Below are 25,986 nucleotides of genomic sequence, written 5' to 3'. Positions count from 1 at the left end.
ATTTGCCAAAAAAGTAATGAAACATTTGTTTTTGAGCCTATAAGTACTGGATTTTACCACGCTTAAATACCCCCTTAATGCCATGTTGATTTTTTGTAATACAAACAGAATCAATTAATTGCAATGAAAAAAGGCAAGATTTGGGTGGTGTAGCGTAGTACGCATTGTTTTAGCCCTAATGAAGTCTTGCGCATGGGGAAGAGGGGGTGTTATCCCATAGAGTTGTACCGGATAGAGAGTTTGATGAGCGCAAGGCGGTGGATGTGTCGTAGTTCTACCTCGCGAGGGGCGTAGTGTTCGTTGTGTGATACGAGGATGGCTTTGGATGGGTCTGAAGGGTGTTTTTGTAGCCACTTGACCGTTATGTAGCAGTCTCCATCTTCATTGAGTGATATGAGGTACATATCGCCATAGTGTATGTTATTGATGTCGTGGACGAGTTTGAAAGCTACGATATCGCCGCTCTTAAGGAGAGGATACATAGAGTCTCCTGTCACAGCTACAGCGCCATCACACTTAGGCATATTGGGGACGACGATCTTGCCAATTTCGTACTCTGCCGATGTGTCGACAAGCTCGATGACCCCAGCAGTAGCCTCGAATGAATAGTACGGAATGTATTGCAGCTCCTCTGTTGGCTCTTTTGTCTTGGGTGTATTAATGGTCTTCACCTCTGGCTGGTTTCGTTGAATGGAGTAGTCGAATGAAGCGACGGCAGGCACCTTGCGAAGCATTTCGCCTTGGCCTGTTAAGAGCCAATCGGGTGAGACATCACAATAATAGTTGAGAAATCTCATCAGATTATCTTCACTAATGCCATTGTCTTGCGAAAGAACACCGCGGGTAATGCCAGTGTCCTTATAGCATTGATACTGTGAAATACCCTTGTACTCCAGGTAGCTTAAGATATTTCGCTTAATAATCGAATTAATTTGTTTGTTTTCTTGCATAGTTTTGCGTGTCTTTGTTGCGTGTTCAATATTAGAGCACGCTGTAAATATACCAATAATAGGAACGCATAGATATCAGAAGTATGAAGAAAAGAATTATTGCCACCTCTCATATGATAGAAGAGATTGCCCAAGTGATGGGTGTCACAGGGCGCATGGTCTATAAGGCGCTCTCTTACAACAGCCACACCGACATCGCGCGCAGGGTTAGAGATATGGCCATCGAGATGGGTGGTGAAGTGGTGGGAGGCGAGAAGCTAGATACCACATTTGACATCGGCGTGATGGTGCAGACGTATGGTGGTCGTCTTCGGATCGTGTCGGATATGAGAGACGGGCAGATTGTTGTCTACATCGACGGCATTGTTCAAGAGTGCGTCAGTGGGCTGTCTATAGCAGAATACGTCCGCCTTCAGCAGCGTTACATTCGAAAAGTTGATGTGCAGTAAGTAAGGAGGCATGAATATGGAGTATTACCAGGGGCGTATATGTGTAAGCTTTGAGGATCTCACGGGTGGTGACGATCCGATAGTGCGTCACAATACGCTGAAGAGCTGGTTGCGCCGCAAGACCGCCATCTACGCTCGCAAAGCTCATGGTGAAGGGGTGAGGGCGCTCATTGAGTACGACACCCTCCCCACCAAAGCCAAGGCAAAGATTGTGGCACGCTATGGCGATCCGCACGAAACCCTGCAGCCCAAGGGCGAGCTTGCCTGGCTGGCGGAAGACCTTAGTGCTCGCAGGTACTTCCGCTATGAGTACCGCTACGAGCTTGGTGGTGCGATGGTGCGTCTTCCCGATTATCTTGCAGACGAATATGAGCTCAATGCCCGTGTGCTCAATGCGCTTATCGAGCGCCAAGGCACCCTAGTCCAGATGAGCAATAAGCTCAATAACAAGCGTAAAAACATCTGGGATCTCATCCTTCAGTATTGCGAAGAGCTGCGTCAAGACTACGCACACACACTCCCACGGAGCAAGGGTAGGCTTCAGAAAAAGGTTGGCGAGTATAAGAAACAAGGTTACCCTTGTCTTATTAGTGACAAGGTGGGCAATAGCAATACGCGCAAGGTGAGTGCAGAGGTCGGCGAGTATCTTATCGGTCTCATGCGCAGCCGTGAGTATGTGCACAGTTTCGAGACAGCGCTCCTCAAGTTTAATAGTGTGGCACCCGAAAAGGGTTGGGCTTGTATCTCTAGTGTCTCCACCGTGCGCGACTTCCTAAGCGATCCTGCCATCGAGCCTCTTTGGCTAAGTGTACAGCAGGGCGAGAGTGTGGTGAATACCAAGTATGGCGCACAGTTTGTGTCACTCACCAAGCCGCAGCACTCCAATGCTCTTTGGGCGGCAGATGGCACCAAGCTCAATATCTATTATCTCAATGAAGAGGGCAAAAAGGTCACCACCGATATCTACATGATCTTCGATGTCTGTACAGGCTATTGCGTTGGGTGGTCCTTAGGTCAGGAGAGTGCCTACGGTACTCAGTATCCTGCCTTTCGCATGGCGGTAGAGCGTGCGGGTGTGAAGCCATTTCAGTTAGTGATGGACAACCAGAGCTCGCAGAGGAAGCTCGACCGTGTAGGTTTCTTTTCTCGCCTTAGTGTGGTGGGTGTGCGCTTCAAGACGCCCTACCGCAAGCAAGCCAACCCTGCCGAAGCACTTATTAGGCAATTCCAGAAGAGTGTACTTAGTCATTCCCCCTACTTCACTGGCTACAATGTTACTGCCAGGGGGAAGCTTAGTGGTAGCAACGAAGAGTGGATTGGTGCCAATCTAGAGCACCTTCCTACCCACGACACCTTGCGCGATAGGGTGGCAGAGTGGATTGCAGAGTGGAATAGCCAGGTACCTACGGGCGAGAAGAGCACCCGTCAGCAGCTCTACGATGTAGAGTGTGCCAACCCGGAGCACCCTGCCCTCACCGAGGAGGATATGTTGGAGCTATTCTATGAGAGGCGAGAGCGCATGAGCACCTTTGCTCAGGGTGGTCTCACAATAGAAATAGACAAAAAGGAGTACCACTACGAGGCGTACACCGAGGAGGGTAAGGTGGACTTTGCCTGGCGTATGGATAATACGCTCCGCCAGTTTGGGGTGAAGTACGACCCTATGGACCACACGAAGATAGCGATTTACCGTGTGGATAGTGACGATTCATGGCGCTTCGAGCGGTACTTATACCCGGCCGTGAAGATAGCGATGGCGGCAGAGGACCGCACTGCCTACGACGAGGTGGCGACTGCCGCATTCCTCGAGGGCGACCGTCAGATGCGCATAGAGCGCAACGCTCAGGGTATGGCTATCGATATCAAGATGGCACAGCACGAGGCGTACAACTATCCTCGCCTTCTAGGCGCTTCGAAGGCAGACAACGAAGCGGTGGTCGAGCGTGCTAAGGTGATTGCTTGTGAAGTGCAAAGCTCGGAGATTAGCGTAAAAGGTAGCAAGGTGTCTCTTGCTCAAATCAAAAAAGAGGAGAGTAAGATGGATAGATACAGCTTTGCGCCACTTAGTGACGAAGAAGCTAGAGGTAAAATGATAAGTAAAATATAAAGAGTATGAAAGAAATAGATACAATTATGAAGCAAGAACTAGTCAGAGAAGAACTACAGAAGCTGGTGAAGCGACTAGGCTCCCAGCGCAAGGCAGCCAACCAACTCGGCATCGGCACCACCACAGTGGGTGACATCATACGTGGCGATCTTGGGCGCATTAGTGAAGAGATGCTGCAGAAGATAGGCGTACAACTCGCTCGCAAAGTAGAGGGGTGGGTAGAAGTGGAGACCAATGCGTATAAGGAGATCACTGCCGTGCTCGACGATGCGCAGCAGGTGGCTAATTGTACTTGGGTGGTGGCAGAAGCCGGAGCCGGCAAGAGTACCACAGCACGCACTTATGCTCAGTCTCATGCCAATGTGGTATATGTGCTCTGTAGTGAGGACATGCGTCGTGGTGACTTCTTGGATGCCTGCCTGAGGGCGATGGGAGAGAAGAGCTATGCCACATCGCTAAAGGGGAGGATGGACGAATTTTTGGGCTACCTGAGAGATAAAGAGCATCCTCTCCTTGTGCTTGATGAGGCGGATAAGCTTGTGGACTCGATAATGCTCTATTGCGTGAGCATCTACAACCAGCTCGAAGGGCATTGTGGTATGGTGATGCTGAGCACGAATTATATAGAGAAGCGCATGGGCTCGGGGCTTCGGTGCAACAAACGGGGGTACAACGAGCTGCACTCGAGGATTGGTCGGCGCTTCTATGTGGTAGACCGCACCACGCCCAATGATGTGTATGGCATCTGCATGGCTAATGGACTGGTGGATGAGTCGCTCATCGGTGACGTTATAAGAGATGCAGAGCGGTACGATTTCGACCTTAGGCGAGTGAAGAAGTGTGTCTTGAAGTACAGAGGCTGAAGCGTATATTTTTCTGGGACTCTGTGGTGACGAAGTCCAAGAAAAATAAAATATATTCCGAGAAAAGTGAAGCTTGCCGACCCGGTGGCTCCTTTTTATGGGTGTAACGAATACTAGTGATGGGTGTAGCGAATACTAGTGATGAATAAATCGGTGGATATCCACGAATAAGAAGAGAATAGATATGGCAAAAAAGGCATTGAGTGTAAGCCAGGTATTGGCGCAGAAAAAAGAGACTCTTAGTCTATCGCCCGAGTGGCGAGATATGATTGGGGTGCCCGAGGCGTGCGGTACTTGGATTGTGTGGGGGAAGAGTGGTAATGGGAAGAGCTCATTTGTAATGAAGCTTGCAAAGGAGCTCTGTAGGTTCGGCACAGTGCTCTACAATAGCCTGGAGGAGGGTGTGGGGCTCACGATGATGAACACCCTGGAGCGCTTTGGTATGATGGAGTCGAATGGGAGCCTCCGTTTTGTGAGCGAGAGCATGGAGGCGCTTGCTGAGCGGCTCGAGAAGCGTCGTAGCCCTCGTATCGTGATTGTCGATAGCTTTCAGTACACCGGCATGAGCTACAGGGATTATATCGCGTTTAAGGAGCGATTCCCCGCCCATCTGATTGTCTATGTGAGTCATGCATATGGCTCCGAGCCAAAAGGTAAGTCGGCAGTCGGTGTGATGTACGATGCATCGCTCAAAGTGTGGGTGGAGGGATATAGAGCATTTAGCAAGGGGCGCTTTATAGGAAAGAAGGGGTATTTGGATGTGTGGCAGGAGAAAGCCGAAGTTTATTGGGGGCGTGATCTATGACGATTAATGATAAGGATAATAAGTATAGCATGAAGCTCACTCGGCTAGAGCTTGAGTCGCTCTTGGGGATGCTAGGGTATTACCTCCTGCATAGAGACACCGCAGGGGTGGTAGAGCTCGCTATCATGGTGATGGGTGTGCGGCTCGGTGCTCGGCTGAAGCGCAGGCTGCAAAAGTCTTTTGCAGGGCACTTCGCCATCACGATGGATGTGAGTGATATGGCTGTGATGATATGTATGTTCAACGCACTCGAAGACCAAGTGAGCACCCTAGGGGTGTCGGTACGGTGCAAGGTGTATGACGCATTGGCATGATGAGAGGGTTTAGTGATATCTGGGCGATGATAGGGCAGCTCCCCGCAGAGGGTGCGAGCACAGAGGAGCTCAAGAGGGTGTTGGTGTCCTCTGTGAGCAAAGGGCGCACCGATAGTCTGCGTGAGCTCACGGGTGGCGAGCTAGAGCAACTACGGAGCCAGCTAAGGGTGCGCACCGGGTTTAAGCCACGCAAGGCAGATGGAAAGATGCGCTCAAAGCGCTCTCAGGTATTGAAGCTGATAGAGGCGTATGGCGTAGATACTAAGAATTGGGATGCGGTGAATGCCTTTGTGGAGGAAGAGCGTATTGCGGGGAAGGCTTTTTCTCAGCTTACGCTAGAAGAGCTGGAGCAGCTTCGCCGAAAGATGTGGAGTATCAATCGCAAGCGTAGAGAGAAGGAGACCAAGGCGATGGAGGTGCGTGAGGCGCAACCCAAGGTAGTGCGGCGGACAATCAAGTACGTATCGAGCGCAGCACTCGATACACCAATAAAAGTAGGTAAGTATAACTAATCATAAATAAGAAAAAGTGTATGGAAACTAAGCAAGTGACAACAAAGCAAGAGAGGAGTGAATTTGAGGAATTTCAAGCATGGAAGGCGCAGAAGGAGCGGGAGCAGGCGAGGAAAGAGAATCGCGAGGCGTATCGCACGATGGTGGACGAGGTACTGGCGGCGGTGGTGCCTACGTTGCAGCAAGTGAGCGAGGGGCTTAAAATGAGTAAGCGCAGGGTGTTTGAGCAGTTTTCGGAGCTTATTGCGCTAAAGAGTGATGTGCTTGGGCTTACCAGTGAAGGGCAGCGCTCGCATACCTTTACCAATAGTGACGGCACCAAGCGCATCATCCTTGGGTACCATACTACGGATGGGTATCTCGACACGGTGGATGATGGTATACAGATGGTCAAGAACTACCTCGAAGGTTTGGTGGAGAACCAAAACTCCAAGGCGCTTGTGTCTATGGTGCTGAAGCTTCTTGCTAAGGATGCTCAGGGTAACATCAAGGCGAGTCGTGTGATGCAGCTCAAGCGCGTGGCAGAGGAGAGCAAGTCGGAGGAGTTTTTGGAGGGGGTTCGCGTCATAGAGGAGAGTTATCTCCCTAGCCTCTCCAAGAGATACATTCGCTGCGAGGTGAAGGATAGCATGACGAATGCGTGGGTCAATGTTCCACTCGGGATGACAGATGTTATGGATATTGTAGACGATGGAAAGGAGGGTGAGCATGAATAACAAGGGTAATTTTCTGATACCAGAGGCGCGACAGCGCTATTTGGTGCACCTCTATAGGGTTAATATCCCCTACATGTCTAGAAAGACTTGCCTAACCATTGTGTCGCAGCGTACGCAGGTGAGCGAAGCGGTTGCTAAGCGGATTTTACAACGTAATGGATTACTTTGACTATGATTATAGCAGTAGATTTTGATGGCGTGATCAACGCCAGCCCATACCCATCGGTGGGCGTGCTGGTAGCAGGAGCAAAGCAAGCCGTGGAAGAGCTGAAGGCGATGGGGCATCATCTCATCATCTGGACATGTCGTGAGGGGCAAGACCTTCTGGATGCGATTAATTTCTTGCTTGATAAGGGCGTCCCCTTTGATGGCGTCAATTGCAATACTCGAAGTAATATCGAGCTCTACTCGAACGACAGCCGAAAGGTTTTCGCCGACCTCTATGTTGATGATAAGTGTGTCGGTGGTTGGCAAGGGTGGGACGTGGTGTTGGATTATGTAAAACATTTAGAAGCGTGACAGTATGGGAGGGAGAGGAAAACAGGTCTCTAGCATCTTAATGAATCAGCGAAGGCGAGATGCTCAGGTGTCTAAGATTGTGGAAGAGTGGTATGAAGAGGGACGCCACGATAGGTGTAAACGGTGGGTATACAGACACAAGGTATTCCCCGTGTTCGCAATAAGCGAGCGTTCGTTCTTCAGATCGCTTGAGCGACACAAGAAGAGAGAAAACAAAGAAAAGAAATAGTCTTCATAATTTTTAGTTTGAGTGAGACGGGACGCCGTGATGGTGCCCCGTCTCTTTTTTGTGTAGAAATGTGTGTCACAGTGTCATACATTTTTGTGCGGCGCAGTCTATAACTCTATATTTGCGCCAAACGAATACAATTAGGGAGGTTTATATGACATCAGCACAGAAAAAAGAGCTCGCCAAGGTGCTATTTGTGACAGAGCGACTACAGCAAAAGGAGATTGCCGAGAGGGTTGGAGTAACGCCACAAACCGTGAGTAGATGGGTGACTCGTGAAGGGTGGGAGAAGCTGCGTGCCAGCATCTCCATGACAAAAGAGGAGCAGCTTAAGGCACTTTATCGACAGATAGAGGAGCTCAACAACGACATCGCTCAGCGCTCAGAGCGGAGGTATCCAACTACAGCGGAAAGTGACATCATTAGCAAGGTCTCTGCCGCCATTAAGAATCTAGAGACTGAAGTGGGTGTGTCCGAGATTGTGAGTGTTTTCTCGGCTTTCACCAGATGGATCAAAAGCTACGATTTAGAGCGTGCTCAGTCGCTCGCCCCTTTATTTGATGACTTTATCAAGACCAGGCTACAGTAATGAAGTATCGCAAACGTATCACCCTTGAAGATAGGGATGCCCTAAGAAAATGGGAAGACGAGTTTAGAGCGCTTATGACTGCGTCCACTATCGATGAGGGCGATAGTGTGGAGGTCATCCGCATGCGCAGAGAGCGCCTTGAGAAAGACCCAGAGGCGTGGTTTAGCTACTACTTCCCTGGTTACTGCACTGCTGAGCCAGCTCCTTTTCATAAACGGGCGACTAGGCGTCTCCTTAAGCACAAGAAGTGGATGGAGACTAGGGCGTGGAGCCGCGAATTGGCGAAGTCTGCCCGCTCAATGATGGAGGTGCTCTACCTTGCCCTCACCAAGCAGATCAAAACAGTGCTTCTCGTCTCCAACAGCCTTGATAACGCTAAGCGCCTACTTTTACCTTTTCAGGGGAATCTAGAGCGCTCAGCACGTATTATACAGGATTATGGTGTGCAGCAAAAGTTGGGCGCCTGGGAGGAAGGGGAGTTTACCACCACAGGGGGCGTTTCATTTAGAGCGCTGGGTGCTGGGCAGTCGCCTCGTGGTGCGAGAAACGAAGCCTCTCGCCCCGACTTCGTGATCGTGGATGATATCGATACGGACGAAAAGTGTCGCAACCCCGAGCGCGTGAAGCAAGATTGGCGATGGGTGACCGAAGCACTCATCCCTGCGATGAGTGTGAGTGGTAATCGCCGGGTGCTCTTCAATGGCAATATCATTGCGAAAGATAGTGTCATCACGCGCACCAAGGAGTTGGTAGACCACTTTGATATAGTGAATATCCGTGACGATGAAGGGAAGAGTGTTTGGGCGTCTAAGAATAGCGAAGAGGATATAGACAACTTTCTCAGCAAGCTGCCGATGAGTGCGGTGCAGAAGGAGTTTTATAACAATCCCGTCACTGAGGGCGAGGTATTCGTGGAGATGGTTTATGGCAAGTGCCCCCCCCTTAGGCTGCTGCAGTTTGCTATCTGTTATGGCGACCCATCGCCCTCCAATAAGGTTAGGAGTAAAGGTGCAAGCTTTAAGTCTGTGGTGTTGGTGGGCTTCCTTTGGGGGCGATATTATGTCTACAAGGTTTTCTTGGAGCAGACAACTAACGACAACTATCTTGAGTGGTTCTACGCCATCAGGGACTATGTTGGGGATGCTTGCCCCGTCTACTACTACAATGAGAACAACGCTCTACAAGATCCCTTCTGGGAGCAGGTATTGCAACCACTTCTGTTCGAGAAGGCGCAAACACGCGGCACGCTCTCTGTAATTCCCGACGCTCGGGCGAAGATGGATAAGTATGCACGAATAGAAGCATTGCTTGAACCACTGAATCGCAATGGGCAGCTCATTCTCAATGAGGAGGAGCGTGGCAATCCTCACATGCAACGCCTCGAGGAGCAGTTTCTCACGGTGGCGCCACTGCTGCCAGCTCCTGCCGACGGGCCTGACTCGGTAGAGGGTGCCATCTGGATGACCGATTACAAGTTACAGACCATCACACCCGATACTATTGTCATCGGGCAGAGAGGAAAAAACAGCAAAAGATATTAGAACTATGGCATACTTAACACCAAGCGAACTCAATACACATCTTTACAATGAGCAGTTGAAGGTCATAGCAAGAGATGATGACACAATTGTACTTTCTGCCATAGATGCAGCTATCAGTGAGGCAAAGGGCTACCTCTCTCGGTATGATAAGGAGAGAATTTTCAGTGCAGAAGGGAGCGACCGCAATGCCATTCTTTTAGCTTTCATCAAGGATATGGCGGTGTTCCACTTTATCAAGCTCAATAACTATGCTGCCGACCTCGAGTTTCGCACCTTTCTCTACCAAAGAGCGGTGGATTGGCTCAAGTCGGTTCAGAAGGGGTCTGTAGTGCCAGACCTACCTACTCTTGACGAGGATGGTGACGGTAATCCAGACAATGGCGAATTTTTGTGGGGCAGTAATCCCAAACGGACACAACACTATTAAGTAGATAATATATGGGGAGGAAAAGAAACGCTAGGGGCAACAGTGCACCTAGTAATAGACAGGACAAGTCAGTGGTGCGCACGTTGGTGGTCGCTCCCAATGGCCGTGGAGTAGCAGACATCGGCAAGTGGCGTAGTGCCATCAAAAGCGCTGACCGTGGTCGGGTACGACAGCTCTATGACCTATTTGATGACCTGATGCTGGATGGTGTACTATCGGACGCTATCGATAAGCGTATTAAGGCTGTTATCAATGCAGACTTCTCCTTTTACAATGCCAAGGGTGAGACGGTCAAGCTTGTGGTAGATGACATCATCGACAGTAGTGCCTTTGAGGACCTAATCAAGAGCCTAATGATGGCAGAGATGTATGGGCGTGGTGGAGCAGAGCTATCTATGCAAGAGGATGGCTTCCATGTAGATTATATCCCACCCCAGCACATTGACTTACTGACTAAGCAGATTATCCCGGATCTCATGAAGTGGGATAACGGACTAAGCTACGAGGGACTAAACCATGTGATTGTCACAGGTAAGGAGCGTGAATATGGGTTGATGGTCAAGGCGGCTCAGTATGCCATCTATAAGCGGGGTGGTTTTGGAGATTGGGCTCAATGGATAGAACTCTTTGGCATGCCCCAGCGAATTGGTAAGTACCACGCTAATGACCCAGAGGGCAAGAGGCAAATAATACAGGCTCTCCACGAGATGGGCTCCTGCTCTTACATGGCCACTCCTTATGAAACGGAAATAGAGGTAAAAGACACACAGAAAGGAAGTGGCGAAGCTTACGACGACTTCCGTAAGGCACTCAATGAGGAAATGCTCATTACCATACTTGGGCAAACCCTCACCACCGTAGCGGGCGAACGTGGGGCGAGGTCACTTGGTGATGTGCACAAGGATGTGGAGCAGAGCAAGAATAAGAGCGATATCCGATTCGTTACCCGCCTGCTGAACGAACGTCTGGTGCCTTTCCTCGAAGCAAGAGGATATGCAGAAGCCAGTGGAGGCTACTTCTCCACCCCAAGCGAGGTGGAGGAGACCAGCGTAGACGACATCGTGAAGCTCTCAGGCATCATACCTATACCTACCACCTACATCTACGACCGCTACGGCATCCCTAAGCCAGCAAAGGGCGAAGATGTGGCAGGAGCGAAGCAAGCGGAGTTGCCTACTGAGCCAGAGGACAAATCTGATAAGTCTGATGAACCGAAAGAGCCGAAAGAGCCGAAAGCCCTGAAGAAAAAGCTAATGGATTTTTTCGTCGACGCCCTGATAGCAGCTCAGGGCTCACTAAGGAATTGGACGACCTCTATCACCACACTTGCTGCTAATGATAATAGTGTAGGTTTTGACGTCAAGGCGCTGGTACTCGAGGCGCTTCGTCAGCTTCATAAGGGGGAATATGAAGAGGCCGTAAAACAGCTCTTCTCCGCCAATGATCAACCACTCCAGAGAGGGCTAGACATGGTCTTTGACACAGCAGATGACGAACTCTTCCCTTTTGTAGAGGAATTTAAGTACAACACAAGTGTCTTCAATGCCTTCAAGACTCATGCGGAAATGGATGCCCTCTATAATGCCCTCACCGACAAGGAGGGCAATCTGAGGAGTTTCCGACAGTTTCGCAAGGCTGTAGAGCCGATTATTGGGCGGTATAATGAGCAATGGCTACGAACTGAGTACAACACTGCCATCCATGCAGCTGATGCAGCACGGTACTATCAGGAGGCACTCCGCACCAAGCATATTTTTCCCAACCTAGAGTACATCGAGAGCAAAGCGAAGGATAAGCGAGAGGAGCATCGTGAGTGGGTAGGCACTATTTTACCTATCGAACATTCATGGTGGGATATTCACATGCCTCCGAAGGAATGGAATTGTCAGTGCGGTGTCAAGAAGACCCGCAAGCCAGCCACCGATGTCCCTGCAGAGGGGGAGGATGACCGCAATATGCCTAGTGTGCTACGGCAGAACCCAGGCAAGAGTGCCAGCCCCTTTAAGCTGGACGAGCATCCATATCTTAAGGGCAAGGGTGAGGTCACTTGCCCCGAGTGTCGTAGACAGGAGTTGGTAAATGGCTCTAAACTAAGTGATGAGGAGAGCCAGCTTTGTCCCATGCACCGACTGGCTTACAATGGGAAAAAGAGGAGAGAACTCATCAGGAGTCGGAGAGAGCTCTACAAAGAGCTACTCAATAATCCAAACTATCTAGACGTATGCTTTGACCCAAAAACAGGAGGATTGAAAGCCACACACAAAAATCACAACTTCGATAAAGTTGGAGGTCAGGGAGAATATATGGTGCAAGAACTTGGGTATAAGAATGGACACTCTGTGATATTAGAGGAGGAAGTACATAGTATTCCAAATCGTAAAAATACAGACGGAAGGTGGAATGGGCGGAATATGGAAATAGCTATGGTGAAGAATGGCACAGCAAATAATATCCGCAACAGCTTAAAACACTGTGCGAAAAAGCCAAATGTTCAGGTGGCTGTGTTAAATATTACATCCGAAGAATGTGATTTAGAACATGGACTTGCGAAATACAATGGGCTAAAGGGCACATCTCAATGGGTACAGTTTGATGAGCTAATTGTCATCCATAAAAACAAAATAGTAGCGTACTACACCTAGTAATACGCTACTTGTTGGAGCAGTGAACGGCGGAAGTTACACACTTCAATCTTTTACCGCATCCTGCACCGCAAAGGTAGTGATAATAAAGGATATAGGCAAATATTATGGACATCTCAAAGTTTTCAGATCAGTTTATGGAGAAGATGCGTCAGGTGCAGGAGTACATCGAGGGCGACGATGTGCGTGAGCTGATGGCTGGCATTGCTATTGAGCATTTTCGAGACTCCTTCAACCAAGAGGGCTTCACTGATGATACGCTAAATCCTTGGGCAGAGGTAGAGCGACGCAAACCGGATAGCCCTTGGTATGGGCACAGTGGTCAGATAGAGCGATTTAGCTTGTCTCGCACCAGTGCAAAAATTCTTTCGGGTGAGACGGGTCACCTCTCCAGTGCATTCAACTACGTACGCACCAAGGACGGCATCATTGTCAAGAATACCGCCCCTTATGCGAGGGTGCATCAATATGGACTTAAGGCTAAGGTTTATGGCAAAAAGGAGTTCACCATGCCGAAGCGCCCTTTTATGGGGCCATCAAAAAAGATGACAGCAGAAATCAAACAAGAGATTATTAACGATATCAAGAAGATCTTGAAATGAAGACGATATACTTAGAAATCAAAGAGCAGCTTCTAAGAGCAGTGTCTACGCTTAGGCAAGTGAGTATGAATACAGGGCAACTCTCCGTGGGGTACTCGGAGAACTCTCGACCACCGCTCGCTTACCCCTCGGTGCTTATCGATATAGAGGTTGTTCAGGCAAACGACATAACACCAGTTTCGCAGATGTGTAGAGGGCGTGTTGTGGCTACTATCATTACCGATGTGGTAAATAATATCGACGATGATAGATCTATGGCTCCATACGATCTTGTTGCGGAGGTTTACAGCGCACTACAGGGCTACAGCACCGAGCACTTTGCTCCACTTTCACGTATTTCTGCTAGGCGGCGCACCCCGCCTGGTGGGCGAACGCTATTTGAGTACGAGGTGATTTTTGGGGTAGAATTCATTGAAGAAACGGCAAAAATAGGGGGCGAGTAAAGAAATGTGTGTCACAGTGTCATACATTTTTGTGCGGCGCAACCTGCAGCTCTATATTTGCGCATATAATAATTCTTTAATGGGGAGGAAATCATGAAGAAAACAACAAAGACTTTCATACTGCATGACGAGAGTGTGAATACATACGGCTTTCGTATGCTTACCAGTGGGGCGGATCTCGAGGAGTTCAAAAAGAACCCTGTAATGTTCTACAATCACGAGTCCTGGAATATGCCAATCGGCCGCTGGGAGAACATTCGTATTGAGGGCACAAAGATACTGGCAGATGCGGTATTCGACTTGGAAGACGAAAAGGCGGCAAAGATAGCGCAGAAGGTTGAGGACGACTTTATCCGAGCTTGCTCTGTGGGTGCTTGGATAAAGGAGAGTAGTTCCGATGCGTCGCTGTTGATAGAGGGGCAGACGGGTGCCACGGTGCTTCGCTGGGTGGTGCGCGAGGCATCTATCTGTAATATCCCAGCAAATCACAACGCACTTGCGCTCTATGATGCCGACGGCAAGAGAGTGGAGGAGGCGGATATTGCCACGATACTTGAGTTGACAGACAACAAGGGGGTAAATCATAACAAACAACAAAGTAACATGAAAACAGAACTAACAAACATCCTTCGCCTCCCTGGTGATGTGAGGGAGCAGGCGATTGTGCAAGCGGTGCAGTCGCTAAAAGATGAGTTGAGCGGCTACAAACAGCGTGAAGCAGAGGCTCAAAAAGCCGAGGCGGTGTCGCTTACTGATGCGGCAATCCGGGAGGGCAGGCTAGATGCTTCGGCGCGCGAAGCTACATTGAAACTCTTTGGGGCTGACCACGAGAATGCTAAGGCGATGCTCTCGGCGCTACCAAAGCCTGTGTCGGTGACAACGCAAATCGAGAATGTGAATAAGAGCGAGGGCTCAGAGCTCGTAAAGATGAGCTGGGACGACCTAGATAAGGCTGACAAGCTCGTGGGGCTGAAAGATGCAGATCCTGAACTGTACGCAGAGAAGTTTAGAGAGCGCTTTGGTAGAGATCCAAAATTTTAATCACTAAATATAGAGTATAATATGGCACTAGAGAAAGAAATTTGGCTTAATGATGTTGTTGAGGGTCTTTTCCCTGACGACTCATTTGTTAGTAAGTCTCGGGACGACTCGGAGTATGTCAATGGAAAGAAGGTACACATACCTAACGCCGGAGCTCCTAGCGGGGTGGAGGAGAATAGAAGCAGGCTCCCCGCAGCGGTAAACGAGAGGACAGATTACGATGTCGAGTATGCGATGTCTGAGTTTACTACAAATCCTATCCGCATCTCTCATGCAGATACGGTGCAGTTGTCTTACAACAAACGCAATAGCGTTATTGCAAGCGACAAGAAGGAACTTCATCGTAAGGCGCATGAGAGCATCCTTCGCAAGTGGGCACCGGTAGGTGACGATGATCGCATTGTTGAAACAACTGGAGTTCCCGTCGAGGCTCACGCTCCTAAGGCAACTGGCAAAAGAAAGGCGTTTACGAAGAATGATCTCAAGAAGGTCTTTACAAGGATGAATGTAGATGATGTTCCTGCAGATGGCCGATATGTGTTGGTGGATGCTATCATGTACGATCAGTTTATCGATAGTTTGACGGCAAAGGAATCAGCAGCGTTTTTTACGGCTGTTGACGTCAAAAAGGGTGTCTGTGGCGAGCTCTACGGAATCAAGGTAATGATGCGTAGCACTGTGCTCTTCTATAGCGGCAACAATCTCTCTACGGTTGCAGGAGCAGACGATAGTGCCGCAGCGCTAGCGTGGCATGAGGACGCAGTATCAAGAGCGAGGGGTGAAGTGAAAATGTATGGCGATGAGGATTCGCCCACTTATTACGGAGATGTTTATTCCTTCTTGCTCCGCGCTGGAGGGTCTAAGCGTCGTCACGACAAAAAGGGTGTGTATGCAATCGTTCAGGATAGCGAAGGGTAAGTGGTGTTCCTGGTGGGGCAAGGGGGCTTCCCCTTGCTCCGCCTAGATTTAATCAGAAGGAGGGAGCGAAATGTTTAAGGAGAATCATATCCCACGGGGGATCAGAAATAACAACCCTGGCAATATTGTTCGAACAAAGGAGCGCTGGATGGGGCTTAGCTCCGATCAGAGAGATCCGAGATTCCTCACTTTTCAGAGCATTGAGTGGGGGTATAGAGCGCTTATAAAGCTCTTGAGTAATTATATCCGCCTGCGCAAGTTGGATACTGTCGCCCTCATCATACAGAGGTGGGCACCAAGCCACGAAAACAATACGGAAGCTTACATTAGTTCTGTTTGCAGGACAACAGGGCTTGGTAGAAATCAAAAGCTATCGGCAGATAAGGCTACGCTTACCGCTCTAGCAGCTGCTATCTCAGAACACGAAAATGGTAGACCCGCACGGAGTAGAGAGGTAGAGGAGGGCTGGAGGCTCTTTGAGCAATCAGTTAGATAAAGTAAGATGATGGATTGGCAATTTATCACAGGCACGGTGCTCGGTCTTATCGGCACGCCGATAGCTTGGCTGGCAGGGCGAAAGAAGGCGAATAACGATTTTCTCGCAGATCTGCAGTCGAGTATCGATCTACTTTCTGAGCGCAATAAAGACCTCCTTGCAGAGGTGGTTGAGTTGAGGGTGGAAAACTCTACGCTGCAAGCCAACCAGGAGACACTGATGCAACAACTTGATGCGCTCAAGGAGGAGTCGGAGGCAATGCGAGAGCTGCTGAAGTCTATGAATATTGCTATCCCTCGTCCGAGGCGAAGAGGTACAAAGATAAAGGACAATGAATAGATTTCTTTCTGTCTGTTTTTTTGCTCTGCTCCTTGTCTCCTGCAAGGCGCGACAACCGATGGTGACTCAAGTGCCGGTGCGTGAGGTGACAAGCGTAGAGCTCAAGACGATAGAGTTCCCCCGCGATACGGCGCTCATTCGGGTGCCCTTCGAACGGCTCTCGAACGGCACGGAAACATCAGGGGTGGCGGTCTCGACAACCGGTCTACAACTCTTGTGGCAGCTGCGTAATGGCATGCTCAATATCCGAGCGGAGAAGCCCTTAGAGCAATACCAGTACGCCGAGACCACCGTCACAAAGGAGGTGCCCGTCGAGGTAGTGCGAGAGGTGGAGGTCAACCGACTGAGCTGGTGGCAAAAGGCTTTTATGTATGTAGGTCTCGTCACACTATTAGTCCTTATAGGGCGACATGGTTATAGATGGGTGAAACGATCACTAGTGATGAGATAATCAATCACTAGTGATGGTGCAACCAAACACTAGTAATAAAATTAAAGGAGATTAATATGGCATTGATTTACAAGATTTACGAAAAGAAAAACAGGCTTGGTGATGGTAAGAACATACAAGTGGCTACGCAGGTCAATAAGGGCTCTATCCCTATCCGCGAGATTGCGGAGCGACTTGAGAAGATTACCTCACTGGGTCGAGGTGATGTGATGAACGTCCTTACCCATCTCGGCGAGGTGGTGGCCGAGTATGTGCGAGAGGGCTACTCCGTCAAGCTCCACGAGCTAGGAACTTTTACCCCTCGATTGCAGTCAAAGGGCGTGCCCGCTGGCGAGCAGTTTAGGGCAACCCACATCAAGGGGGTAAAGATGCGCTACACGCCCTCTACCTACCTCAAAGCAGAGCTCGCGCAGGTGCGCTTTGAGTGTCAGACCGATGCCTGCAAGGCACCAGCGACAAAGCCTCACGAGGAGGGCGGGAAGAAGCCTGGCACGGGAGGAGTAGACGATAATATTTAACACATAGAAAAGTACAATTATGGCAGAGAAGACATTAGCAGTACTTAGAGTGAAGCAGTTGTATATAGCAGACCCTATCACCAGCTCAGCAGGCGTAAAGAGTGCCAAATGGACGAAATTGCCCTGTACGCTCCGTGATGATGAAATGCCGCTCAAGAGCGAAGACCCAGAGGAGCAGGAGATTTTCTGCAACGAGAGTGACATCCCGGTGTACACCGAGTCCACCGGAAAGCCTTATACGCTATCTGGTGCTTTTGTGGACATCTCTGAGAGTGACATGGTGAGCATTCTTGGATTCGAGAAGACTTCCATAGGGCTGGAGTTCTCTGGCGACCTTCACAGGTTCGAGAAGGCGATCAAGATTGAGACCTACCCAGGGAAGACTTATCTATTACCACGAGTGGATGGTCAGGTGCGCCCTGAATTCAACTTTGGTACCGGTAAGGTAAGCAAGGCACCATTCAAGTTCATTCTCAAGAAGGCGTCAGACGAGTGGAAGAAGGCATTTGTTCAGCTTTTGAGCGTATGATAGATCGAGCTACTATAGATCTTTTGCTAGAGAGGGGCGTGCAATTCAAAATGCCCGCCCCTCGCTGTTTGAGGTGGATGGGTGTGAAAGGCATAAAACTCCGCATTATGCCGCTCTATCTAGGCACGATACTCGAGATACGCAGGCTACGGGATGAGGCGAGTGAACTCGAGGTGCAGGCGGAGGTTGTCGCTCTTGCTGTGCTTAATCATCCTCGGCGCATCAGGTGGTTTAGGCGGTGGCTTACGCGATACCTTATAAGGTATGTGCGCTCCGACAGTCTTTTTGAACTTTTCGCCATTGTGCAAGCGCTCAATAGAGACAGGGATTTTATGACGCTTACCAATTGGGCCGCTCTGGTCGGCGAAGAAGTGATGAGACCGACAGAGGTGAGGGGGAGTTAAAGACCGCTGTGTTTCATAGCCCTTTCGGAATTATGAGCTATGTGCGGAAAAAGTTGCGCCTGACTAGGCAGGAACTTCTATGGGGGGCTCCATGGGTAACTATATTGCTCGAGATGGCCGATAATCCTAGTGTGCGACAGGGCGAAGTAAGCCCAATTGTAACAGATGAATTAGATGTAGCACTGTTAGACGAAATCAATAACACAATAATATAATGCTAGATCCAGTAGAAATACCCATTAATATCAATGGGAATGCGGCAGAAGAGAGTAAGAGTATTGCGCAATCGATAGACGGGATGGCTGATAGCTCGAGGGCTGCTGAGCGTGAGCTGAAGAGGAGTATCGCTTTACAGCAGCAGCACTTGGCACGCCTTAAAAAAGAGATTGCCCATCTGGAGCAGACGATAAAAGAGTCTCCAAAGGCTACTGCTAAACTAAGCCAATCACTCAGTGACCTTAAACGTGAGCTGATAGATGAGACTCAGGGGCTAAAGCATTTGCAAGCAGAACTACGTCTGACATCACAAGCTAAGGAGACGCTCCAAACTAAGATGTACAACGTTCGTGATGAGATGGCTCGACTTAGACAGGTCGGTGGCGAAAATAGTGAGCAATACCGACAGTTGCGCGCGGAGCTGGAGCAACTCAATATCGCATATCAAGGGGTAGTGAGAGAGCAACAGTTGATGACCAAAGGATCAGCAGCCATGACAGGTGTTATTTCTGGACTACAAGGCTTCTTGGGAGTCGTGACCTCTGCTGCAGGTGCTGTGGGAGTACTCTCTGGAGAAAGCGAGCGCTTTGCAGAGATACAGACAAAGGTACAATCCCTCTTAGCAATTACCATTGGACTTCAGCAGGCACAGCAGGCTTTCTCTAGTACGAGTGCTTTTAGGGTGCATACATTATCTAAAGCAAAGGAGGTATATACAAGAGTGCTCCAACGGATGACGGTAGCGATGGGAGGATCTGCCACTGCTGCCAAGGTAATGATGGGAGCTATGACGGCAGGGATTGGCCTGCTCGTCGGATGGGGTATCACCGCTCTTGACAAATATATCAGCAAGCAGAAGCAAGCACAGATGGAAACAGAGGCTTTCAATGCTTCGGTTTCTCGCCAGGTGGGCAGCACAATCGCGAAGTTTGAGCAGATGAGGCAGTCGTATGTAGCCCTCGGCGATGATATCGACGCCAAAACCAAGTTCGTGCGGCAGGGGCAGAAGGATTTCGAAGGGCTTGGTGTGGCGGTTGCGGACGCTCATGAGGCGGATAATCTTTTTATTGGGAACGCCGATGCATTTCGGCAAGCTGTGCTGGAGCGAGCCAAGGCGACCGCAGCCATGGAGCTCGCAAGCGAAGCGTATAAAAAGGCTATCGAAAAGATGCTGGAGGCAGAGGAGCGAGGCGGCAAGACGACCTTCTTTGATCGGCTTACTGCTACAATGGCAAACTCCGACCGAAATCGGTACGGTTACGGCAAGTCGGTTGCCGCAGAGGATCTTGCCCGTGATGCTGCTAGAAGGCTTAGGGTGGAGGCGGAGCGAGGATTTGAGAATGCCGATAGGTTTGTAGCGAAATACCTGCAGTTTGCCTCTAAATATGATGCGGTAATTGCGGGCGCCGGGATTAGCCCTCTTGGAAGGGAGGGGGTGGCTGGCACAAAGTCTGCCGAGCGAGACTTGGAGCGTGTATATCAGCGGCTAGCTAAGATATCTGAGGATGCAGAGAGGGATAGTGGCGCCCTAGCGCTTGCTGCGATGGAGGAGGGCAGGCAGAAGCGGCTAGCTAAGCTAAGGCAAGAGTACGACGAACGTAAGACACTCATTATGGAGCAGCTCGACGAAATAGGTACTATCGAAGCGAAGCATGGTGTGGATGTCTCTCCGCAGAGGGTGCAGCTCAATAAGCTATCTAGTCGGGTGGATGACGACTACAATAGGCAGGTGGCGGATGTGAATACCGCATCTGATGCAGTCATGCAGGAGATTCAGGCGGAGATGGATCGGAGGTTTGCCACGAAGCTCGATCAGAGGTTGGCACAGATCGATGATTACTACAGTAAACTGCAGGAGAGGGCGCGTGCGAGTGCGGAGAACGAGGGGGATTTGGCAGAAGCAAGCGTGTTGATAGAGCGCAATAGGCTGCAGGAGCGAGAACTAGCGCAACGAGAGCACGAGCTAAGGCAGATTGACTTAGAAGAGCGCACGGAGCTTCGCCGTATACAGATGAGTGATAAGCGATATGCCACCCGTGCGCATAGAGAAGAGGAGTTTCTTCGGAGACAGTTGGAGCTAGCAGAGCAGCGATTAGCTAAGCTCATGGAGATAGAGGCAGCCGGAGGAGATGCGGCAGAGGATATCAGGCAAGTTAAGGCAGAGATGCGAGAGCTCTCGGAAGAACTCAAAAAGATGCCGGTAAAGAAACTGGAGGAGTTAGCAAATGGGATGCGAAGCATCTTCGCTTCTCTCTCGAGTGTTGGCGGAGAGGTGGGTGAGGTATTTGGCGCACTATCGAGTTCGGTGGACCGGGTGGTGACCTCTATGAGGGATGGAGCGAATGCCGTAGAGGTGGTATCGGCTGGTATTAGTGGGCTCGCGCAGATATGGGGCATGGCTCGACAACAGGTAGAGGAGAATAGAAAGGCTATCGAGGAATACAATGCCTCTCTCTCGGAGGCGGAGCACCGACAGCGTATGTTGCACCTCGCTACGCTAGAGTATAAGGGGGAGAATATTTTCGGCATTGAGAACCCTTATGCACGTGCAATAGCTGGCGCAAAGCAGTATTCAGAGGCGATGACTGCGCTTTACAAGGGGCTTAGGCAGATGGAGCAAGGGCGTGTACAGACGGGTACACGCAAGGTGGTCAGCGGCAAGAATGTAGCTACGGGAGCAGGCGGAGGAGCGGCGGTAGGCGCTGCGATTGGCTCTTTTATCCCAGGGATAGGCAATTTGATTGGCGCAGGGATTGGCGCAGGGATTGGTGCAGTCTTTGGTGCAGTCTTTGGTGCAAGCAGAAAGAAAATTGTACCCATCTTTGACTCTCTAGTCAAAACCTATGGCTCTATACTCAAGGCAGGAACAAAGACTTTTGAGCTCAATCCAGAAATCCTTGCAAATTACAAAAGGCTAGATGACCACACCAAGAAGCTAGTAGATAACTGGGAGGAGATTCGCAAGAAGGCTCTCGAAGCTGAGCAACAGATGAAAGAGACCTTCAAGAGCTTAGCTGGAGACCTAGGGCAGACGCTATCGCAGACCTTGATAAATGCTTGGCGCAATGGTGATATCTACGATGCAGTAGATGACTATGCGGAGCATGTGAATAAGGTGATCGAGGGCATTATAGAGCAGATGGTCTTTGCGCAACACTTCCAGTCACTCTTTGACCAGCTGGAGGAGCGAATGACTGCCTCATATGGTGAGAGTGGTGATGGCTCTATAGTAGACGATATCATTTGGTTCAGCAAAACTTACAAGGAGGGTGTTGAGGCCTTTGGCCGGGATATGGATCTAGCAAGGCAGGAGCTAGCGAAGCAGGGTATTAAGGCTTTTGAAGCAACAGATACACGCAGGCAGGCAGCGGCAAGAGGTATCGCAAGAGCGTCACAAGATGACATCACTAAGTTTAATGGTCAGATGACTCTAGTGGTCGAGAAGGTAGGTACTATAGTCTCCATTATGGAGGTAGAGCGTACGATGTCGGTGGAGCGACTCAACGTGATGCGTGCAATATTCAGCGAGGTGCAGACTATCGCCCGTAACACTGCTTTTTTGTCTGCACTAGCAGACATCAAGTCGGACATCAGAATTATACGAACTGAAGGCACCAAATTAAAGAAATGAATAAGATTGGCACCAATATATTAGACGAAAAAGGCATCTACCTACATCGAGGGAGCGACTATAGTATATGGTCATTTCCCACCCGGAAGGAGCCTGACTATACAGATTGGCATGAGGTGACCCTACGAGATGCTGACCTGATTTCTCCGCCAGAGTATGAACCCAAAAGGATTACAATGGAGTTCGCCATATTGCGCCCGAATGCAGATCGACTAAAGCTCGTGCGATCACTTTTTGAGCCCCGTTCGGTGGAGTTTTATCTAGGGCAGTTGGGCCAGGTATACCAACTCGCCCCTTTACGATTTACGGGCTACAATCACATAGGCGGTTTGGTGGATAATGCTCCAGGCTGTGGTATCCTTGGAGTGGAGTTTGAACAGAGGTCACTGCCTGCTCTCTATAGGGGTTTAGCCTTTCCGATAGAGGCGGAGACTAGAAAGTGCTACATCACACTGGATGGCGTGGATCTATCCGCCTATGGAATTGTCGTGCAGAAAGCATACGATACAGCTCTACTGCCATATGCTCTCAAGAGACCTACAGAGGTGGTCCCAAGTAAGAGCATTGCAATTGAGTGTACGATGATAGCGACTTCTACAAAGGGACTCAAGGGCAACCTCTCTTCACTCTGGAAAGCTATCGATAAATCAGGTAGTCGTCTTCTCAATGTCGCAGGAACCGCTAACCGAGTTTACTATACACACATGGATGAGACATCAAAATTGGCACCATTCCAAGAGAGAAGCAAGTGTTTCATCAAGTTTACTATACACTTCCAAACAGTACACAAATGATACTAGATTTTTTGACTCCATCAGGCACTACAATGCCCATCGAGGTCGAGGAGAGCAGTAATGTATATCGCTCCGTAAGCGAAGGCAACCGCTTTGAGTTTACAATAAAGTGTGAGACTCCTATCACACTACCATTAGGCTCTACCGTGAAAGTGGAGGGCTATACCTACACTCTGTTTTATCCACTTGAATGTCGAAAAGAAAATACAGAGCATTACGTACACAGTGGTATGATGCACGGAGAGGAGGAAGCTCTCAAGATGGTCAAGATAAAGGATGCAGGGCAGGAGAAGCCTGTGCTGAGCTTTGTGTTGACGGGGAAGCCAATTGACTTTGTCCGCTTTGTCGCTAAGTCAATGGGTAGCGATTGGCAGGTTGGAGATGTGGTGGATGGTGCGGTGAAGACCTTGGCATTTAAGCACGAATACTGCTGGGATGCTATCCGTAGGGTATGTGAGGAGTATCAGACCGAGTTTCGCGTGGAGGGTAAGACTATACATCTCCGCAAGCTGGAGCTCAATAAGGACAACCCTCTACCGCTCTCCTATGGTATGGGGAAAGGCTTCTTGCCAGGTGTAGGTGTACGGAGTGACACTGACACACAGAGGATCGGGCGACTCTTCGTAGAGGGTAGTAGTCGCAATATCAACCCGTCTACTTATGGAGCGATGACCTTACAACTCCCCAAATCGGCAACTTTTGAATACGAAGGCACGACTTATAGCACAGACGAGACTGGATCTTTCATCAAGGGTAAATATTACGGTACATCTCTTGCAGAGGAGAGCTTTGACGGGACGGAGATTTACCCTTGTAGAGAGGGGGCAGTCTCTAAGGCAGAGACAACTCCAAAGGGCTTTGTGGACTTCTTTGACGATTCAATTCCTGAAGCCCTCAATTTTAATGATTACCGCATACCCGGAGAAAAGGCAATGGTGGTGTTTCTCTCTGGTATGTTGCAGGGTCGGGAGTTCGAAATAGCACAAACTAAGGATGCCCTCACGGGCTACAAGCATGAGGAGAGACGCTTCCAGCTGGTTCCATCTGAACAGGACGGGTTCACAATGCCAGGCGGTATATATATGCCAGCCGTGGGAGATAGGTATGCAATTTACGGTATTTCACTCCCTCCAACTTATACAGAGAAGGCATCAATGGAGCTATTTCATGAGGGGTGCAAATTCCTACATAAGCTGGAGACCTCTCGCTTCAAGTTCGATGGCAAGCTCGACCCCTCTTATACTCATGCTAAGTGGCTGGAAATTGGAGGTAAGGTAGTGCCTGGGAGCTATATTTTATTTAGCGACCCGGATATCTTCCCTAAGGGTGAGAAGATACGCGTTGTGGCGATACAGCACCCTATTGATAGACCTTTTGCGGCGGAGCTTACGCTCACCAACGCCTCTGAGGGTGGTTATATTGGGAACCAGCTGGGTAAGCTTGCGGCAGAGAGTATACTTCGCAAACAAGAGCAGAGGTCTCAGCAACGCTCACAGCGACAAGATTATCGCCAAGCACTAGAGCATATCGGTATGGTGGAAAAGGCCGTGGAGGGGATTGAGGGCTTCTCTAAGCGGATTAAGCCCAGCGTGGTGGAGACGATGGGGGTTTTGATTGGCAGTCAGGCAACACAGTTTGACTTCGTAGAGCGGTATGGCTCAATGACGTCAACAAATGTTGCTGTCAATTACGACACTCAGAGTATGCGGGTGATGATTCCTAATGCGTTTATCCGTCATCAGAGCATTGGGATAACGAGCGTCACCAACGCCCGAAAGTCTACCGACTATCGCTACTGGTCAGTCGCTCGCTACACTTCGCCTGCTCTCACCGACACGGAGCAGAGCTACTATATTTATGCTAAAGTGGAGCGTAAGGGCAAGGGAGGTAACTACCTCCTTTCTCCCGACCCTTTGCCTTTTGAGGCAACTACGCATTACCATCTGCTCGTCGGTACGCTCTCCAGCGTCACGGATGGCGATCGTGCCTACAATCGTCTCTACGGCTTCACAATGGTCAGCCCTGGTCAGATGGTCGTTGACGCCATCTCCAGTGCCAATGGCAATATGACAATCAACCTCCAAACAGGCGAAATCATCTCCGACCAAATCAGCTTTAGGCGTGCCAATGGCACTACCGAAGAAGTTAACAAAGCCATAGATAAAGTAGACGCTAAGGTGGATAATATTAAGGTAGGTGGACGCAACCTACTACGTGTAAGCGAAAAAGCAAAAACTACTTACGACCTCCTTAAGTGGGATACAAGCGAGACATTGCCAGCAGGGGAGTACACATTTACTTTCGTAGCAGAAGAGGTGGGTGAGGTAGAGGATGGCAAGCAGAAAGCTACTCCTAATTTGTACACCTTTATGCCTTCTGCTAGCAATACATCTGTTTGGAAATATGTACATCAAAGCAGAGGGTCTTTTGATAATAAAGAAGGGAAGCGATGCATCTATCATTTCAAAGTAAGAAAACCATTCAGTGCTATCTACCTCCTATCCACTATTTCTTGGGATTGGAGAAGAAAAATAACCCTATCACATGCAAAGCTAGAGCGAGGCACCATTGACACCGACTGGACACCAGCACCAGAGGATACCCAGGAGCAGATAGAGACCACCAATCAAAGCATAAAGAGCGAGGCAGAAGCCCGAAAGGCACTAGCTAACGAGCTTGAACGACTACGGCAGAGTGGAGCGAGCGACAACGCCACCCTCACAGCCCTTATTACAGAAGCCAATAAGAGGCTTNGCAACCTACAAGAGCAAGTGGATGGAGAGGTGAGCAATTGGTTCTACCCTGGTGCCCCAGCCCCCAATAAGCTACCCGAGAGCGAGTGGCAGGGCAACACCGCCAAAGCTCGCCACATAGGCGACACCTACACAAGCACCGACACGAGTGGGGAGTATATGGGGAAGTCGTGGCGATACACCACCCA

The 25,986-nt window shown here is 49.7% G+C and carries 27 protein-coding genes; 26 read left to right on the top strand and 1 reads right to left on the bottom strand.

From position 1 onward, the window contains the following. Nucleotides 1-209 precede the first annotated feature (209 nt). Nucleotides 210-950 (bottom strand): XRE family transcriptional regulator, encoded by a 741-nt coding sequence (locus A3GG_RS0111095; protein ID WP_018359355.1) that lies wholly within the window; start codon nucleotides 948-950, stop codon nucleotides 210-212. A gap of 83 nt (nucleotides 951-1,033) precedes the next feature. Here A3GG_RS0111095 and A3GG_RS12515 point away from each other — a divergent pair, with 83 nt between their 5' ends. From A3GG_RS12515 to A3GG_RS0110965, 26 genes are all read left to right on the top strand, one after another. Next, nucleotides 1,034-1,399 carry a hypothetical protein gene (locus A3GG_RS12515; RefSeq protein WP_018359354.1) on the top strand — a complete coding sequence of 122 codons (366 nt, stop codon included), beginning with the start codon at nucleotides 1,034-1,036 and terminating at the stop codon, nucleotides 1,397-1,399. 16 nt (nucleotides 1,400-1,415) lie between these two features. After that, on the top strand, nucleotides 1,416-3,506 hold the full coding sequence (locus A3GG_RS0111085) for a hypothetical protein (protein ID WP_156808744.1): 2,091 nt from the start codon (nucleotides 1,416-1,418) through the stop codon (nucleotides 3,504-3,506). 26 nt (nucleotides 3,507-3,532) lie between these two features. Next, nucleotides 3,533-4,369 (top strand): AAA family ATPase, encoded by an 837-nt coding sequence (locus A3GG_RS0111080; RefSeq protein WP_169333165.1) that lies wholly within the window; start codon nucleotides 3,533-3,535, stop codon nucleotides 4,367-4,369. A 184-nt stretch (nucleotides 4,370-4,553) separates the two neighbouring features. Further along, the gene (locus tag A3GG_RS0111075) at nucleotides 4,554-5,174 is read left to right on the top strand and encodes a P-loop NTPase family protein (protein WP_018359351.1); all 621 of its coding nucleotides are present in this window, start codon (nucleotides 4,554-4,556) and stop codon (nucleotides 5,172-5,174) included. Beyond that, nucleotides 5,171-5,488: a hypothetical protein gene (locus tag A3GG_RS0111070; RefSeq protein WP_018359350.1), complete on the top strand. Its 318-nt coding sequence runs from the start codon at nucleotides 5,171-5,173 to the stop codon at nucleotides 5,486-5,488. Before A3GG_RS0111075 ends, A3GG_RS0111070 begins: the two co-directional genes overlap by 4 nt. Further along, nucleotides 5,485-6,000, top strand: coding sequence for a hypothetical protein (locus A3GG_RS0111065; protein ID WP_018359349.1), 516 nt, complete (start codon nucleotides 5,485-5,487; stop codon nucleotides 5,998-6,000). Before A3GG_RS0111070 ends, A3GG_RS0111065 begins: the two co-directional genes overlap by 4 nt. Before the next feature lie 20 nt (nucleotides 6,001-6,020). Further along, entirely contained in the window at nucleotides 6,021-6,716 is a 696-nt protein-coding gene (locus A3GG_RS0111060; protein WP_018359348.1) for a DUF3164 family protein, read from the top strand. Continuing rightward, nucleotides 6,709-6,885: a hypothetical protein gene (locus A3GG_RS13535; RefSeq protein WP_156808743.1), complete on the top strand. Its 177-nt coding sequence runs from the start codon at nucleotides 6,709-6,711 to the stop codon at nucleotides 6,883-6,885. The genes A3GG_RS0111060 and A3GG_RS13535 overlap by 8 nt, the downstream gene beginning before the upstream one ends. Nucleotides 6,886-6,887: 2 nt before the next feature. After that, nucleotides 6,888-7,235, top strand: a complete 348-nt coding sequence (locus A3GG_RS0111055) for a hypothetical protein (protein WP_018359347.1) — start codon at nucleotides 6,888-6,890, stop codon at nucleotides 7,233-7,235. 4 nt (nucleotides 7,236-7,239) lie between these two features. Then, nucleotides 7,240-7,464 carry a hypothetical protein gene (locus tag A3GG_RS0111050; RefSeq protein ID WP_018359346.1) on the top strand — a complete coding sequence of 75 codons (225 nt, stop codon included), beginning with the start codon at nucleotides 7,240-7,242 and terminating at the stop codon, nucleotides 7,462-7,464. A 154-nt stretch (nucleotides 7,465-7,618) separates the two neighbouring features. After that, nucleotides 7,619-8,053 (top strand): helix-turn-helix domain-containing protein, encoded by a 435-nt coding sequence (locus tag A3GG_RS0111045; RefSeq protein ID WP_018359345.1) that lies wholly within the window; start codon nucleotides 7,619-7,621, stop codon nucleotides 8,051-8,053. Beyond that, on the top strand, nucleotides 8,053-9,594 hold the full coding sequence (locus A3GG_RS0111040; protein WP_018359344.1) for a hypothetical protein: 1,542 nt from the start codon (nucleotides 8,053-8,055) through the stop codon (nucleotides 9,592-9,594). The genes A3GG_RS0111045 and A3GG_RS0111040 overlap by 1 nt, the downstream gene beginning before the upstream one ends. A gap of 4 nt (nucleotides 9,595-9,598) precedes the next feature. After that, nucleotides 9,599-10,021 carry a phage protein Gp36 family protein gene (locus tag A3GG_RS0111035; protein ID WP_018359343.1) on the top strand — a complete coding sequence of 141 codons (423 nt, stop codon included), beginning with the start codon at nucleotides 9,599-9,601 and terminating at the stop codon, nucleotides 10,019-10,021. A gap of 11 nt (nucleotides 10,022-10,032) precedes the next feature. Further along, nucleotides 10,033-12,663 (top strand): phage portal protein family protein, encoded by a 2,631-nt coding sequence (locus tag A3GG_RS12510; protein ID WP_018359342.1) that lies wholly within the window; start codon nucleotides 10,033-10,035, stop codon nucleotides 12,661-12,663. 107 nt (nucleotides 12,664-12,770) lie between these two features. Further along, the gene (locus tag A3GG_RS0111025; protein ID WP_018359341.1) at nucleotides 12,771-13,265 is read left to right on the top strand and encodes a phage virion morphogenesis protein; all 495 of its coding nucleotides are present in this window, start codon (nucleotides 12,771-12,773) and stop codon (nucleotides 13,263-13,265) included. Continuing rightward, entirely contained in the window at nucleotides 13,262-13,708 is a 447-nt protein-coding gene (locus A3GG_RS0111020) for a hypothetical protein (protein WP_018359340.1), read from the top strand. The genes A3GG_RS0111025 and A3GG_RS0111020 overlap by 4 nt, the downstream gene beginning before the upstream one ends. A 93-nt stretch (nucleotides 13,709-13,801) precedes the next feature. Then, nucleotides 13,802-14,749, top strand: a complete 948-nt coding sequence (locus A3GG_RS0111015; RefSeq protein ID WP_018359339.1) for an HK97 family phage prohead protease — start codon at nucleotides 13,802-13,804, stop codon at nucleotides 14,747-14,749. Between the two features lie 21 nt (nucleotides 14,750-14,770). Then, nucleotides 14,771-15,667: a hypothetical protein gene (locus A3GG_RS0111010; protein WP_018359338.1), complete on the top strand. Its 897-nt coding sequence runs from the start codon at nucleotides 14,771-14,773 to the stop codon at nucleotides 15,665-15,667. A 70-nt stretch (nucleotides 15,668-15,737) separates the two neighbouring features. After that, nucleotides 15,738-16,163: a structural protein gene (locus tag A3GG_RS0111005; protein WP_018359337.1), complete on the top strand. Its 426-nt coding sequence runs from the start codon at nucleotides 15,738-15,740 to the stop codon at nucleotides 16,161-16,163. Nucleotides 16,164-16,169: 6 nt separating this feature from the next. Then, nucleotides 16,170-16,502 (top strand): coiled-coil domain-containing protein, encoded by a 333-nt coding sequence (locus A3GG_RS12505; protein ID WP_018359336.1) that lies wholly within the window; start codon nucleotides 16,170-16,172, stop codon nucleotides 16,500-16,502. Next, nucleotides 16,495-16,953 (top strand): hypothetical protein, encoded by a 459-nt coding sequence (locus tag A3GG_RS0110995; RefSeq protein WP_026215794.1) that lies wholly within the window; start codon nucleotides 16,495-16,497, stop codon nucleotides 16,951-16,953. The genes A3GG_RS12505 and A3GG_RS0110995 overlap by 8 nt, the downstream gene beginning before the upstream one ends. 56 nt (nucleotides 16,954-17,009) lie before the next feature. After that, nucleotides 17,010-17,471 (top strand): HU family DNA-binding protein, encoded by a 462-nt coding sequence (locus tag A3GG_RS0110990; RefSeq protein WP_018359334.1) that lies wholly within the window; start codon nucleotides 17,010-17,012, stop codon nucleotides 17,469-17,471. 19 nt (nucleotides 17,472-17,490) lie between these two features. Beyond that, nucleotides 17,491-18,000, top strand: coding sequence for a hypothetical protein (locus tag A3GG_RS0110985; RefSeq protein ID WP_018359333.1), 510 nt, complete (start codon nucleotides 17,491-17,493; stop codon nucleotides 17,998-18,000). Between the two features lie 83 nt (nucleotides 18,001-18,083). Beyond that, nucleotides 18,084-18,404, top strand: coding sequence for a hypothetical protein (locus A3GG_RS0110980; RefSeq protein WP_156808741.1), 321 nt, complete (start codon nucleotides 18,084-18,086; stop codon nucleotides 18,402-18,404). A gap of 214 nt (nucleotides 18,405-18,618) precedes the next feature. Then, the gene (locus tag A3GG_RS0110970) at nucleotides 18,619-22,251 is read left to right on the top strand and encodes a coiled-coil domain-containing protein (protein WP_018359330.1); all 3,633 of its coding nucleotides are present in this window, start codon (nucleotides 18,619-18,621) and stop codon (nucleotides 22,249-22,251) included. Next, nucleotides 22,248-23,045 carry a hypothetical protein gene (locus tag A3GG_RS0110965; RefSeq protein ID WP_018359329.1) on the top strand — a complete coding sequence of 266 codons (798 nt, stop codon included), beginning with the start codon at nucleotides 22,248-22,250 and terminating at the stop codon, nucleotides 23,043-23,045. The genes A3GG_RS0110970 and A3GG_RS0110965 overlap by 4 nt, the downstream gene beginning before the upstream one ends. Nucleotides 23,046-25,986: the final 2,941 nt, after the last annotated feature.

This window comes from Porphyromonas levii DSM 23370 (assembly GCF_000379925.1).
In the GTDB taxonomy this organism is placed as follows: domain Bacteria; phylum Bacteroidota; class Bacteroidia; order Bacteroidales; family Porphyromonadaceae; genus Porphyromonas_A; species Porphyromonas_A levii.
This window is presented reverse-complemented; position numbering and strand designations above follow the sequence as displayed.

Bases quoted from the DNA above. Each gene is read 5' to 3' on its own strand.
- A3GG_RS0110965 (WP_018359329.1), top strand. From the start codon at position 22,248: ATGAATAAGATTGGCACCAATATATTAGACGAAAAAGGCATCTACCTA.
- A3GG_RS0111040 (WP_018359344.1), top strand. From the start codon at position 8,053: ATGAAGTATCGCAAACGTATCACCCTTGAAGATAGGGATGCCCTAAGA.
- A3GG_RS0111095 (WP_018359355.1), bottom strand. From the start codon at position 950: ATGCAAGAAAACAAACAAATTAATTCGATTATTAAGCGAAATATCTTA.
- A3GG_RS0111050 (WP_018359346.1), top strand. From the start codon at position 7,240: ATGGGAGGGAGAGGAAAACAGGTCTCTAGCATCTTAATGAATCAGCGA.
- A3GG_RS0111065 (WP_018359349.1), top strand. From the start codon at position 5,485: ATGATGAGAGGGTTTAGTGATATCTGGGCGATGATAGGGCAGCTCCCC.
- A3GG_RS0111005 (WP_018359337.1), top strand. From the start codon at position 15,738: ATGTTTAAGGAGAATCATATCCCACGGGGGATCAGAAATAACAACCCT.
- A3GG_RS0111010 (WP_018359338.1), top strand. From the start codon at position 14,771: ATGGCACTAGAGAAAGAAATTTGGCTTAATGATGTTGTTGAGGGTCTT.
- A3GG_RS0111085 (WP_156808744.1), top strand. From the start codon at position 1,416: ATGGAGTATTACCAGGGGCGTATATGTGTAAGCTTTGAGGATCTCACG.
- A3GG_RS0110995 (WP_026215794.1), top strand. From the start codon at position 16,495: ATGAATAGATTTCTTTCTGTCTGTTTTTTTGCTCTGCTCCTTGTCTCC.
- A3GG_RS0111045 (WP_018359345.1), top strand. From the start codon at position 7,619: ATGACATCAGCACAGAAAAAAGAGCTCGCCAAGGTGCTATTTGTGACA.
- A3GG_RS0111015 (WP_018359339.1), top strand. From the start codon at position 13,802: ATGAAGAAAACAACAAAGACTTTCATACTGCATGACGAGAGTGTGAAT.
- A3GG_RS0111075 (WP_018359351.1), top strand. From the start codon at position 4,554: ATGGCAAAAAAGGCATTGAGTGTAAGCCAGGTATTGGCGCAGAAAAAA.
- A3GG_RS0111060 (WP_018359348.1), top strand. From the start codon at position 6,021: ATGGAAACTAAGCAAGTGACAACAAAGCAAGAGAGGAGTGAATTTGAG.
- A3GG_RS0110985 (WP_018359333.1), top strand. From the start codon at position 17,491: ATGGCAGAGAAGACATTAGCAGTACTTAGAGTGAAGCAGTTGTATATA.
- A3GG_RS0111055 (WP_018359347.1), top strand. From the start codon at position 6,888: ATGATTATAGCAGTAGATTTTGATGGCGTGATCAACGCCAGCCCATAC.
- A3GG_RS12515 (WP_018359354.1), top strand. From the start codon at position 1,034: ATGAAGAAAAGAATTATTGCCACCTCTCATATGATAGAAGAGATTGCC.
- A3GG_RS0111035 (WP_018359343.1), top strand. From the start codon at position 9,599: ATGGCATACTTAACACCAAGCGAACTCAATACACATCTTTACAATGAG.
- A3GG_RS0111025 (WP_018359341.1), top strand. From the start codon at position 12,771: ATGGACATCTCAAAGTTTTCAGATCAGTTTATGGAGAAGATGCGTCAG.
- A3GG_RS12510 (WP_018359342.1), top strand. From the start codon at position 10,033: ATGGGGAGGAAAAGAAACGCTAGGGGCAACAGTGCACCTAGTAATAGA.
- A3GG_RS12505 (WP_018359336.1), top strand. From the start codon at position 16,170: ATGATGGATTGGCAATTTATCACAGGCACGGTGCTCGGTCTTATCGGC.
- A3GG_RS0110970 (WP_018359330.1), top strand. From the start codon at position 18,619: ATGCTAGATCCAGTAGAAATACCCATTAATATCAATGGGAATGCGGCA.
- A3GG_RS0110990 (WP_018359334.1), top strand. From the start codon at position 17,010: ATGGCATTGATTTACAAGATTTACGAAAAGAAAAACAGGCTTGGTGAT.
- A3GG_RS0111020 (WP_018359340.1), top strand. From the start codon at position 13,262: ATGAAGACGATATACTTAGAAATCAAAGAGCAGCTTCTAAGAGCAGTG.
- A3GG_RS0111080 (WP_169333165.1), top strand. From the start codon at position 3,533: ATGAAGCAAGAACTAGTCAGAGAAGAACTACAGAAGCTGGTGAAGCGA.
- A3GG_RS0111070 (WP_018359350.1), top strand. From the start codon at position 5,171: ATGACGATTAATGATAAGGATAATAAGTATAGCATGAAGCTCACTCGG.
- A3GG_RS13535 (WP_156808743.1), top strand. From the start codon at position 6,709: ATGAATAACAAGGGTAATTTTCTGATACCAGAGGCGCGACAGCGCTAT.